This window comes from Phycisphaerales bacterium (assembly GCA_016699835.1).
Classification (GTDB): Bacteria; Planctomycetota; Phycisphaerae; order Phycisphaerales; family UBA1924.
In genome coordinates, this window is the sequence record CP064987.1 from 1776990 (window position 1) to 1789393 (window position 12404).

A 12404-nucleotide genomic window follows, 5' to 3' on the forward strand; every position below is an offset into this window, starting at 1 on the left:
TACCGCCACCACATGCCCAAGGTTCCACACCACGACCCGCCTCATCTTCTCTGGTCATTTGGCAATTTGGCCATTTGCCCATTTGGAAATTTCCACACCCCCCTATCCTCCACTCCCCAGGGCTCGTGCCCGGCGTGGTGGGGTGGCAGAGCGGTTGAATGCGCCGGACTTGAAATCCGGTAGGGGGCTTGTCCTCCTCGGGGGTTCGAATCCCCCCCCCACCGTTCGTCTTGGTGGCCCGCCTCTCCAGAGGCGGGTCCTCAGAACTCTCCTCGGCCGGCCCATGAACCAACGCCAGGCACGAAGACTCACCGGTCTCCTCTTCTGGCTCGGCACCAGCCTCGGCCTCGCCATCGCGCTCACAGGCATGACCTGGTATCCCACCAGACCAACGACATCACCCGTCGCCGACATCCTCTCCTTTCTCACGTCCTCGATCATCGTGGCCACGGTGATCGCCATCGTCCTGGGCACGATCCTCGGCCTGGTCGCCGCCATCTCCCACACCTCGGGCCACATACCCCCCGAGGCCTATGGGTACACCACACCACGCCAGGTCGCCGACGCCCAACGCTCCACCGCCGCCAAGTTCGGAGCCTTCGGCCTCGCCATGCTCCCAACCAGCGCCCTCTTCGCGCTCTCCTCGCTCTTCGCACGACACCTCTTGCCAAACTCGACGCTGGTGCCCAATCACGTCCTCAGCGTGCTCGCCACAAGCGTCCTCCTGCTTGCCTCTCCCATCCTCCTCGCCATCGTCACCTGGCTCCTCGCCAAACCCCTCCGCACCTGGATCGCCAACAAGCCCCACGACGACCGCGATGATCCAGTCCCCCACTGCCAATCCTGTAACTACCCACGCACCGGCCTCGACCAAGATGCCCCCTGCCCCGAATGCGGCATGCCCTTCTCTCCACTCACTCCTCAGAATCCCGCGGCCCATGCTCCCTCGCCATCAGTTCGCTCTGCAGACGAATAGCCGCATCCTCGAGGCGATCCATACTTCAATTTCCCAGTTCAATACTGATACGCCACTGCGTATTCGCATATATTCAACTTGACCAACTAAAATCGGACACTATTATCCATATTGGTCGCTCGCAGTAGTGCTCTGGAGGCATTCCCCATGCGATCGGTCATGTGTTTCATCGCGTTCATTCTGTGTTCGAGTGTTGCGCACGCAGACCTGCGGCGCGAAGCCACAATTCCAATCAACTTTGACACCTCCACACCGATTGGTGGAGTTGTGATTGCATCATTCCAGTGGATCGACATTCCTGCGGATCGCATCCGTGCGATGAGTCTTGATGTGCTTGTGTCTCAGGATGGCGATGCGGACCTCGCCGGACTCTGGGACTGGGATGCGGATGCACCTCTCTATTTGGTCACCCTCGAAGGTCAGGGCTGGATGCACTCCAGCGCCAGCGTGCCACCACCCTTCGACCGATGGCACATCAACGGCCAAGGCTTTGTCCATCCTCAGTTCGCCTATCTCGCACAACCCGAGTCTCCACCAACCACGTATCTCCAGCGCGCCGAACTACGAGTGATCTATGTGCCTTGGTGTGTCGCCGATTATGACAACGGATCCGGCGCAGGCTTCCCCGATCGTGGTGTCACCATCGACGACCTCCTCTTCTACCTTCCACTCTTCGCCACTGGGAATACGAACGCAGACCTCGACGACGGAACGGCCACGGGCACGCAGGACGGCGGCATCACCATCGACGATCTCCTCTATTTTCTCACGCACTTCTACGAGGGGTGCTAACCCACTTTCTCGCCCTCTACTCAATCCCCAGATCCCGAATCGTGAACAACGACTCGAACATCAGCCCCGCGCCCTCGATGTTCTCTCTCGCCCCGCCCTGCGCCTCCAACCGATCGATCGTCGCGATCACGCCCAGCACCCGCGCTCCCGCCTCGCGCAGCACCTTGACGGCCTCGATCGCCTGCCCGCCCGTCGTCGCCACGTCCTCCACCAGCACCATCACGTCCCCCGCGTTCACCACGCCCTCCAACTGCTTCGACGTGCCATAGTCCTTCTTCTGGTTCCGCACGAACACGCTGGGCAACCCAGTCTCCAGACTCGCCACCGTCACCAGCGGGATCCCGCCCAGTTCCGCCCCAGCCAGCCGCGCAACCTTGACGCCCGCGCGCTCACCCATCGCCCGCACGCGCTCCGCAAACATCGGCCCCAGTCTCCGCAGCAACTCGGGCCGCGTCGAGAAGAGGTACTTGTCCAGATAGAACGAACTCGTCCGCCCCGACCGCAGCGTGAACATCCCACGAAGCAGCGCCACCTCCGCGATCGCCCGCGCCAGATTCTCCCGCTCGCTCATCGTCACGCTCCGCTTCCGCATGCCTTCCGCCTTTGTGTACCCCCACGCTCCGCGTGGGGAGTTCCTCGCCGACTCCCTCTCAACAAACGCTCTTCGGTCCTCGCCCGTGAATCTAGGCAACGCCCACACGCCATCGCCCGCAGATTCTCCGAGAATTCAACCGCCAACCCGAAACAGCCCCCGCGCTCCCACCCAATCATTCATTGGGCCACACACCATGGACCCAAAGGAGACCACCATGCGCACGCCCACTCGTCGCCTCTGGACTGGAGCCTTGCCTTTGAAGGCGCTCTCGCTTCTCCTCCTCGCGGGCGCACTCTCACCCATCACCCTCGCCGATCCGCCGGCTCCCGCCGCCGACCCCCTCGCCGGCCCGCGCGTCCCCGATCCCGACGCCGACCGCAAAGCCCCCACCCTCATCGAGCGCGATGCCGATGGCCACATCAAGCGCCTCGAGATCACCGCCGAGGAAGTCGCCCTCGACAAACTCAAACTCACCGCCAAGGAACGCCGCAAAGCCAACGAGATCGTCGATCGCCGGCGCGTCGGACTCGATCGCGTCGTGATTGGCAACGTCCCCCTCATCATCCGCCTGCACAACGCCGCCGAGGCCGGCGATAAGCCCGAACTCAAGTCCGCCTTCCAGGAGTTCATCCGCCTCTACGAGGCCGAGGTCGGCCAGGAAAAGGCCAAGGACCAGATCGCCGAAGTCCTCTCACGCGAGCATGCCACCCAGTTCAACGCCCTTATCGAGGCGTACTGGAAATCCATTGCCGAGGAGGCCCTCGCCGACGCCAATGACTCCGGCATCACACCCGCCGAAGCCATCGGCGCCGAGATCGCCAGCGCCATCGGCAAGGAGATCAAGCGCTCCTACGAGCGCCAGGTGCAATATCGCGCCGAGGACCTCGACCACTTCCTCGAGGTCGTCGAGGCGACTCCAAAGCAGGAAAGCACCATCCGCGCCCAGGCCCTCGAGTTCGCCCAGAAGACCCTCCAAAGGCCCACCATCGCCCAGCGCGAGGCCTTCATCAAGAAAGTCTTCGCCGAACTCACCCCGGCCCAACGTGCCAAGGTCATGAAGGAATACCTCGACCCCGCCAAGCCCGCCGCCGACACCCCCGGCGAAATGGGCGGCTCCATGGATGGATCCATGAGCGGGTCCATGGACGGCTCAATGGACAGCGACTCCAAAGACGCCAAGCCCGCCAACACCGACAAGAAACCTGATAAGAAATCAGACAAGCCAAAGTGAGTCGCGTCGGGGCTCACACCCACTCCACGCCCGAAAACTCCCTCGCCCGTCCCGATCCACAAGCCCCCACCACGCCTCGACCTACACTTTTCGCCCGTTCCCGCCCGAGCGTCGCCGGATCCTCCGGCCTGCCGCATCCAAGCGGGAACGCACCGAAATCGCGCCCGGAGTCCGTGCCCTCGCACGAGCCCCAGGCCGCCACGTCACGACGCACACGGCCCGGCACTCCCGCGCCCGATGAAGGAAGGATCGCCCCCATGCTCAGTCGCACCCGCCTGATGGCCCTCACCGCGACGGCCTCCATGGCCCTCTCGAGCCTCTGCCTCGCCCAACTCGTCCTTCCCCCCGTCGCCCCACCCCCCGAGAGCGACCCATCCTTCGAGATGCCCCCCAAGCCCATCGCCCCGCCGGTCGCGACGCCCATCAACCCTTCAAAGCCCAAGCCCGAGCCGATCGTCATCCCCGAGGGCGTGAAGTACACCTCCCTCGTCGAGCGTGACGCCGAGGGCAAACTCATCCCCCTCGCTGTCCCCACCGACTGGGCCGCCCTCAAGAACAACACGCTCCTCGACGACGCCCAGCGTCCCGCGATCGAGAAGTATCTCGCCGAGCGCAAGGCCCACCTACGCACCATGGTCGCCCAGAACCTCGACCTCATCGAAGAGATCGAGAACGGCGCCCTCAACAAACTCAACGCCGACAACCTTGCCGATCGCAAGAATGGCGAGATGCAGCGCGTCACCAACATCGCCCGCCCGCTCATGCCCCCCAAGTCCGCACCCGACCTCGCCAAGGACCTCACCGACAAGGGCCTCTTCACCCCCGTCCAGGGCGCACTCCACAAGAAGATCACCAAGGAATACGCCGACGCCCTCCTGAAGGACGCCAACGCCGCCGACAAGAGCCAGACCCTTGTCAACACCCTCCGCTCCATCTTCAACCAGGGCCTCGAAGAGACACGCACCATCCACCAGGAGATGCTCGCCGCCGCCGCCGCCCATGCCGATGACCTCGCCGCCAAGGGCGTCCTCTCCGACTCCGCGATCGCCAAGGCCCTCAATGCCATCGACGCCAGCGCACCCCTCGCCGCCAAGGCCAAGGCCGCCAGCGACGCGCTTGCCTCCCTCTCCCTCGATCAGCGCAAGGCCATCATGACCAGCCTCGCCGAGATGATGAACAGCGCCAAGAACTGATCGCACATCCAGCACTCAACCACAAGCCCGCTCCGGGTACCACCACGCTCCGCGTGGTGTTTTTTTACACCTCAGGCCGCATCATCGGAAACGCGATCACATCCCGGATCGTCCGCTGATTCGTCAGGAGCATCGCCAACCGGTCGATCCCCAGCCCCATCCCACCCGCCGGCGGCATGCCCACGCGCAGCGCCCGCAGGAAATCATGGTCCATCGTGCGATACGTGCTCTCCTCCGCCGACTTGTCCGTGTCCAATCCCTTGAGTTGCTCCCTGAACTTCGCCTCCTGCACGTCCGGATCATTGAGTTCCGTGTAGTGCGGCGCCAGTTCCATCCCCGCCACGAACAAGTCCGCCCGGTCCGCCAGGAGCGGATTCTCCCGCTTTGGCCTCGTCAGCGGGCTGATCGCGCTCGGATAGTCCGTGATGAACGTCGGCACGCTCGGGTCCAGTTGCGCCTCGCCACCCTTCTGCTTGTGCTCGAACAACTCGTTCACCACCATGATCTCGTCCATCGCGTCGATCGCCGCCCCCAACTTCGGCTCCATCTTCTTGAGGAGCGCCCGCGCCTTGCCGCCGTCCGACATCGGGAACCCATACGCCTTCTCGAACAACTCGGCATACGACCGCCGCGCGAACGCCTTGCCGTAATCGATCGTCAGATCCCCGAACGCAAGCACCGGCGCCGCTCCCGCCCCGCCCGCCAACTCCGCCACATACGTCGCCGCGTCACGGATGATCGACTCGGTCAACTCCATCACCGTCTCGACATCTCCGAACGCGTGGTACGCCTCCAGCATCGTGAACTCCGGGTTGTGCTGCTTGTCCAGCCCCTCATTCCGGAAGTTCCGATTCACCTCAAAGACCTTCGGCAATCCACCCACCAGCAGCCGCTTCAGATACAACTCCGGCGCGATCCGCATGTACAAGTTGATCTGCAGCGCGTTCATGTGCGTGACAAACGGCCGGGCCGCCGCCCCGCCCGCCAGCGTCTGCAGCATCGGCGTCTCGACCTCCAAGTACCCGCGAGTCTCCATGAACCTGCGGATCCGCGACACGATCCGCGACCGCATCACCAGCACCGACGCCGACTCCGGATTCGCCCACAGGTCCACATACCGCTGCCGATACCGAAGTTCAACGTCCGCCAGCCCCTCGTGCTTCGCCGGCGGCGGCTGCAAGCACTTCGCCGCAGGCCACAACTCCTGCGCCCACACCGTGATCTCCCCCGCCCGAGTCTTCATTACACGCCCCCGCGCCACCAGCACATCGCCAAGATCCGTGTACTTCGCCAGATCAAACCCGGGCGACGCCACGTCCCGCTGGCTCACCGCCACCTGGATGTCACCCGCGTCGTCCCGCACCTGCATCCACACCAACTTCCCCTGATCGCGATGCAACACCACCCGCCCCGCGATCGTCACGACGGGTCGCGGATCGACAAACCCCTCCGGCGGCGTCTTCCCCGCCGCCGCCACCGCCTCATCCGCGCTCGGGTCGTGACACGCCTTCGCCGCCGCAGTGCTCAACCGCTCGCCCGTCGCCAGTCCATACGGCTCCAGACCCAACGCGCGCACCCGCTCGCGATTCTCGCGGCGCTGCGCCTCCAGATGGTGCAACTCGTTCGACGACTCAGACTCTGGCTTGGGTGTTTCGCTCGACATCGCCGACATTCTTGGCGACCGCCACGCCCAACGCGCACAACCGTTTCCGATCGCAACCCGGATGCACCCCAAAGAAGAGACAGGCCCCGGTGGTGCTCCGGGGCCTGCCATTCGCGTTCGAAGGAGAAACGCGGGGAGTGCGCTCGAACGATAGTCTCAGCACCCGGCGTTGAATCGGGCCAGGTAGTACAGCAGGTCGTCGATCGTCACGCCGCCATCCTGAGTGCCCGTCCCAGTCCCATCGTCCACGTCCGCCGAGATGAGGCCCTGGTTGAAGATCGACAGGTAGTACAACAGGTCGTCGATCGTCACGCCGCCGTCGGGAGTTCCCGTGCCCGTGCCGTCATCCACGTCGGCGACGCACACCGGCCCGCCGCACGTCGTCCCGTTGCCCTGGTACACGCCGCCCAGCGTCGCGCACCGGTTCGCCAGTTCGATCGTGCAGAATCCGCCGCCAAAGTCGCACGCACCGGTCACAAACGTCACCGTCGCCGGATCACTCGTCACGCTCCCGCAGTCGTTGGTGATGATGCAGCGGTATCGACCGCCGCGGTCTCCGCCGCCCTCCGACATCCCGATGCGCAACTGGCTCTTGTGCGTCCCCTCATACTCCCAGAACGTCACCGAATCGAACCCGTTGCACGACTCGGGGCAGTCCGTCCACGTCCCAGAGCTCGTCTCGTGCTGCCACTGATAGTTCAGAGGCCCAGACCCCGACGCGAAGCAGTTGAGCGACACGCCAAAGCCCGTGTAGTTCGTCACCACGTTGTCCTTCGGCGGCATTCCGATCCGCGGCAACTCACACGCCACGCCCGTAAGATAAATCACACCCGTCGTCCCCGTGACATGACTCACGGGAAGACCCGGAGCGCACGTGTTCCGATCGTCCGTCGCGTTGATCAGGATCGCGTTCCCGTCGCCGCTCAGCCCGATCGGCTGACCGAAAGAAAACCCGCTCCCCAGGATCGGGTCCGACGGATTATCAATCGTCGCCAGATAGTCGTTCAAGAACATCGGAACGCCGCTATTGATCGATGGCTTCCAGATAAACGGCACGCCGCCAACACACGGCCCGCCGCTCGAATACCCCACAATCCCCACCGCCGTGTTCGCGTCGTCGCTCACACCCAGCACCGCGATGTTGCACAGCGATCCGCCCAGCGTCGGATGCGTCGACGGGAATGAGCCGAGCACCGTCGGCGTCCATGTCGTCCCCGAGCCCGTCCACTTGATCAGGTCAAAGGTCCCCTGAATGCTCCCCACGATCGCCGTCCCATCCCGCGTCGGGATCGAGTTGCGATACCCACCAGTATCCAAAATTGTCTGCGAGAAGTCGGCGTTCCCGTTCACGTCCGGCCCGCCGTTCCACGTCCACACGCACAACCGACGGCTCGATGTCTCATACCCCACGATCACGGTGCCGTTGTTGTTGACATAGTCCGCGCGTGTCGTCCCGCTCGTCAGGATGTTCCCACCCACGTCGAACGAGTCACCAGCCGAGGGCAACATCGCGAACGAACCGAGCACCGAGTCATACCGGAACGCCCGGAATCGACCACAGATCCCGCCAAACGGCGCCACCACATCGATGTATCCGCCGCCTACCACATATTTCCCGTCGCCCGAGATGTCATACGCGTCGTTGATAGTCGCATCACACCGCGTCGCATCAAAGAAGTTCCCCGAGCCAAGCGGAAACTCCACGTGATCGAACCCACGGATGTGCGACCATGTGCCGCCAGAGTACCGATGCCCAAGGTTCCGAATGGCACACGGCGGCGTCAGCGGCGGATTCGTACCGTTGAAGCAGTTCAGCGAGTGCCAATCCGAGAAGTTCCCCGCCTCGCCCAAGCCAACCACCGAGCCATCGCTCGACAGCGTCACGTTGCCGCCTTCCCAGAACGCGCCCGCGAGCGTCGACGTCCCGACGCCGCGAACATACTTCTGGATCACATACTCATTGATCCCCGCGTCATACACCGGTGCCGCGAACGTGTTCCCGTCCTGGCTGATGTCCTGCGCGTTCGACAACCCCGTGTGCACGAACGAGAAATGCGGCTGCGCCACCGCGCCCGCCGCCATCGCCAAGGCCCCGGTCATTCCAACAACGCTCCACGTCCTCATGTCCATCCTCCACATTCGTGCGCATCACCGTTGACAAAGTGATGGCGAGGTGATTCCAAAGTCAAAATCCACTTGGCGTTGCGCCTGGTGCGCCGCCCACACGCTCATGCTACTGAATACCACCAATCCTGTCAACATTTTCTCTAGAGAAAACTCTATGGACAATTGCCCGGTGTAAACACCGGGTATCAGCCGCTCACATGGTCAAGAAACTGGCTTCCCGCCCACAGATACCCCCACAACCGTCCGATCCTCGCACAACGGCGTCTTGGCCCCAGGCTCCTTCACCAAGTCTGCCAGCGTCGAACCCTGATAGATCTCGATAATCGCCGCAATGGCCTTATCCGCCCGCCGATGGAGCGGGCACAACGCCGAGCCGTGGCTCTTCAGCCCAAGCGGGCATGTCTCGATCCGTTTGAGGGTCTCCACCGCGTTGATCACGTCCAGGAGATTGATCTCCGACGCCGGCCTCGACAGCCGATACCCCCCGCCCACGCCCCGACGCCCATCCACGAGCCCCGCGCTCGACAACTGCTGCAATACCTTCGCCAGGTAGTTCACAGGTACTTTCGTCTGCTCGGCCAACGTCGACGTCGCCACCAGCGAGTCATAGAGCGCCAGGCATGCCATCGCACGCAACGCGTACTCCGCCGTCTGTGAGAACATCATGCCTCCGAAATCGACTCGAACTCCTAGACCAGTGGTCTACCCGCCAGAGGATGAATCCTAGCGGGCCCCGACCAGCACCGCATTCCCCGCAGGCTTTCCGGCCGCCATGCCGCGTCCACACGCGATCGCGCGTCCTAGCCCGGGAAATCGCAACAGCCAGAGCGAGTTCAACACCACCGCGAGCGTCCCGCCCTCGTGCGCCACCACACCCCAGCCCACATCAATCGGCCGCCCAAGGTACGACAGCACCAGCGTCGCGATCGACATCACCACGATCACCCCCAGCGCCAGCGAAAGGTTGAACGCCACGCGCCTTCGCACCGACCGCGCCAGCCGCACCGCCCAGGGCACCGTCCTCAGGTTGTCCGAGAGCAGCACGATGTCCGCCGACTCGAGCGCCGCCGCCGTCCCGATCGCCCCGATCCCGATCGACACGCTCGCCGCCGCCAGCGCCGGCGCGTCGTTCACGCCATCCCCGATCACACCGACCGACCCGTGCTCGCGCTGCATCGTCTCCACGATCCGCAGTTTGTCCTCGGGCAATAACTCCGCGTCCACGAGGTCGATCCCCAGCCGCGACGCCACCCGCGACGCCGTCTCCCGGTGATCCCCCGTCAGCATCCGCACCGGCCGAACCCCCATCGCATGCAACTCCTCGATCATCTCCCCCGCCCCCTCGCGCACGGCATCCGCCATGATGACCACCGCCGCCTCCCCGCTCCCCCCCCCGCTCCCTTCCGCGCCACCCCGCGTCACCACCACCGCGATGTGCCCCCGCGCCCGCACACGCGACAGCACCTCGTCGACCCGTGCCCGGAAGCACTCGGGGATCGACTCGCGCACAAACGCGGCGCTCCCCAGTCGCACCTCAACGCCCCCATGAACACCGCGCAGCCCCTTCGCCGTCGTGTGGTCCACGCGATCGAACACCACCGGCGCGATCCCGCGCATCGCCGCGCTCTCACGCACCGCCACCGCGATCGGGTGCGTCGAATCCGCCTCCAGACCCGCCGCCAGCGCCAGCAACTCCTTCCCATCCGACCACCCCACCGGATGCACCTCATACACCCGGGGCCGCCCCACCGTCAGTGTCCCCGTCTTGTCGAAGCACACCGCTTTCATCCCGCTCAGCCGCTCGATCGACTGCCCGCCCTTGAACAGCACGCCCCCACGCGCGCCGCGAGCGATCCCCGCCAGCGTCGCCGTCGGCGTCGCGATCACCAGCGCACACGGCGACGCCACAATCAAGAGCGTGATCGCCGTCGTCGCCGCCTCCGTCCAACTCTGGCCCACCCCATACCGCCACACCAGCACCACCAGCGCCGACACCACCAGCACGCCCACGGCATACGGCTCGTTCACCCGATCGATCACCCGCTGCACCGGCTCTCGCTGCTCCCGGGCCGTCGTCACCAGATTGAGAATCTTCTGCAGGCTCGACTCCGACACCCCCCGCAGCACCCTCGCCTCCAGGGGATCATCCGTGTTGATTGTCCCCGCGTACAACTCATCCCCCTCTACCACGTGCCGCGGCATCGCCTCCCCCGTCATCGCGCTCTGATCCATCGACGACTCGCCCTGCACCACCACACAATCCGCCGGCACGCGCTCCCCAGGCCGAACCTTCACCCGCTCCCCCGCCACAAGCGTCTGCGCGTCCACCTCCACCCACGCCCCATCGCGCAGCACCATCGCCCCCTTGGGCATCAGCGTGTGCAACGACTCGATCTCGCGCTGCGTCCGCGCCATCGCGAGATCCTCGAGCGCCCCCGACAGCACGAACAGAAAGAGCAGGAGCGCCCCTTCTTCGGGGTGCCCGATATACGCCGCCAGCCCCGCCGCCACCACCATCAATACATCAATATCCACCTTCCTCGACCGGATCGCGTGCCACGCCGCCCGTCCGCCGAAGACCATCCCGATCAACAGACTCGTCCAGTACAACCCCTCGCCGACGCGCGCCAACGCGCCCACATGCGTCAGCACATACCCCGCGCCCAGCAGAACCCCCGCCGCAATCGCCGCGCGCAACTCACCCTTTGGTGTGAACATCCCCGACGCCACACGCCCCGCCCCGCGCCGCTCGTTGGTGATGTCCACCTCGGGCCGTCCGCCTGTATCACCCGGCACTCGCGACATCACGCCGCTCATCGCATCGCCGTGTCCATCAGCCGTCGCTCCGACGCCGACGATCCCTCCACCGGCGTGTCCTTCACCAATCCGTCGATGATCGTGTCCACCGACACCTGGTCCGCCTCGGCATTGAAGTTCGTCATCAAGCGATGGCGCAGCACGGGCCTCACGATCGACCGGATGTGATCCACCGTCACGTGCCCGTCGCCACGAATCGCCGCCAGCGCCTGCCCGGCCCGCACCAAAAACTCGCTCGCCCGAGGTCCCGCACCCCACGCCACATAGTCGTGCACCAACTTCGGCCTCACGCGCCCGCCGTCCATCGCCTCCTTCACGCGCGTCGCCCGAACCAGCCGCAACGAGTACTCGATCACATGGTCCGGCACAGGAATCTCGCGCACGCACTGCTGGATCCGCCGAATCCCCAACTCGTCCAGCACCGCCTCCACAGGCGCCGACGACCGCGCCGACGACCGCCGCACGATCTCCAACTCCTCCGCCGCCGACGGATACCGGATGTCGATCTCGAACATGAACCGGTCCAACTGCGCCTCAGGAAGCGGATACGTCCCCTCCTGATCGATCGGGTTCTGCGTCGCCAGCACGAAGAACGGCGAGGGCAACTCGTGCCGTATGCCGCCCACCGTCACCTGACGCTCCTGCATCGCCTCAAGGAGCGCCGCCTGCGTCTTCGGGGGCGTGCGGTTGATCTCGTCCGCCAAGATCACGTTCGCGAACACCGGCCCGTGCACAAACCGCAACTCCCGATGCCCCGTCGACTTGTCCTCCTGGATCACCTCCGTCCCCGTGATGTCGCTCGGCATCAGGTCGGGCGTGAACTGGATCCGCGAGAACTTCAACGACAGCGTCCTCGCGATCGTCGAGATCAAGAGCGTCTTCGCCAGCCCAGGCACGCCCACCACCACCGCGTGCCCCCGGCAGAAGACCGCCATCAGCATCTGGTCGATCACGTCGTCCTGGCCCACGATCGTCTTGTGGATCTCCGTCTTCAGTCTCGCATACGCCTC

10 protein-coding genes and 1 tRNA gene are annotated in these 12404 nt (G+C 64.7%); 5 read left to right on the plus strand and 6 right to left on the minus strand.

The window, feature by feature from the left end; genetic code table 11:
• Window positions 1-136 precede the first annotated feature (136 nt).
• The 3 genes from IPK69_07415 (at window position 137) to IPK69_07425 (ending at window position 1768) form a co-directional block, all read left to right on the plus strand.
• Window positions 137-224 (plus strand) — tRNA-Ser (locus tag IPK69_07415).
• Window positions 225-283: 59 nt separating this feature from the next.
• Window positions 284-976, plus strand: a complete 693-nt coding sequence (locus IPK69_07420; GenBank protein QQS07843.1) for a hypothetical protein — start codon at window positions 284-286, stop codon at window positions 974-976.
• A gap of 318 nt (window positions 977-1294) precedes the next feature.
• The gene (locus IPK69_07425; GenBank protein ID QQS07844.1) at window positions 1295-1768 is read left to right on the plus strand and encodes a hypothetical protein; all 474 of its coding nucleotides are present in this window, start codon (window positions 1295-1297) and stop codon (window positions 1766-1768) included.
• Window positions 1769-1784: 16 nt separating this feature from the next.
• Here IPK69_07425 and pyrE read toward each other — a convergent pair whose 3' ends face one another.
• A complete protein-coding gene (gene pyrE, locus IPK69_07430; protein QQS10440.1) occupies window positions 1785-2339 on the minus strand; it encodes an orotate phosphoribosyltransferase in 555 nt (184 codons plus the stop codon).
• 238 nt (window positions 2340-2577) lie between these two features.
• Here pyrE and IPK69_07435 point away from each other — a divergent pair, with 238 nt between their 5' ends.
• Both IPK69_07435 and IPK69_07440 read left to right on the plus strand, forming a co-directional pair.
• A complete protein-coding gene (locus IPK69_07435) occupies window positions 2578-3594 on the plus strand; it encodes a hypothetical protein (protein ID QQS07845.1) in 1017 nt (338 codons plus the stop codon).
• Window positions 3595-3851: 257 nt separating this feature from the next.
• Entirely contained in the window at window positions 3852-4787 is a 936-nt protein-coding gene (locus IPK69_07440; protein ID QQS07846.1) for a hypothetical protein, read from the plus strand.
• A gap of 64 nt (window positions 4788-4851) precedes the next feature.
• Here IPK69_07440 and lysS read toward each other — a convergent pair whose 3' ends face one another.
• From lysS to IPK69_07465, 5 genes are all read right to left on the minus strand, one after another.
• Window positions 4852-6450 (minus strand): lysine--tRNA ligase, encoded by a 1599-nt coding sequence (gene lysS, locus IPK69_07445; protein QQS07847.1) that lies wholly within the window; start codon window positions 6448-6450, stop codon window positions 4852-4854.
• 156 nt (window positions 6451-6606) lie between these two features.
• Window positions 6607-8574 (minus strand): hypothetical protein, encoded by a 1968-nt coding sequence (locus IPK69_07450; protein ID QQS07848.1) that lies wholly within the window; start codon window positions 8572-8574, stop codon window positions 6607-6609.
• Window positions 8575-8778: 204 nt separating this feature from the next.
• On the minus strand, window positions 8779-9240 hold the full coding sequence (locus tag IPK69_07455; protein ID QQS10441.1) for an Rrf2 family transcriptional regulator: 462 nt from the start codon (window positions 9238-9240) through the stop codon (window positions 8779-8781).
• A gap of 60 nt (window positions 9241-9300) precedes the next feature.
• Window positions 9301-11394 (minus strand): heavy metal translocating P-type ATPase, encoded by a 2094-nt coding sequence (locus tag IPK69_07460; protein QQS07849.1) that lies wholly within the window; start codon window positions 11392-11394, stop codon window positions 9301-9303.
• Window positions 11391-12335 (minus strand): AAA family ATPase, encoded by a 945-nt coding sequence (locus tag IPK69_07465; protein ID QQS10442.1) that lies wholly within the window; start codon window positions 12333-12335, stop codon window positions 11391-11393. Before IPK69_07465 ends, IPK69_07460 begins: the two co-directional genes overlap by 4 nt.
• Between the last annotated feature and the right edge of the window lie 69 nt (window positions 12336-12404).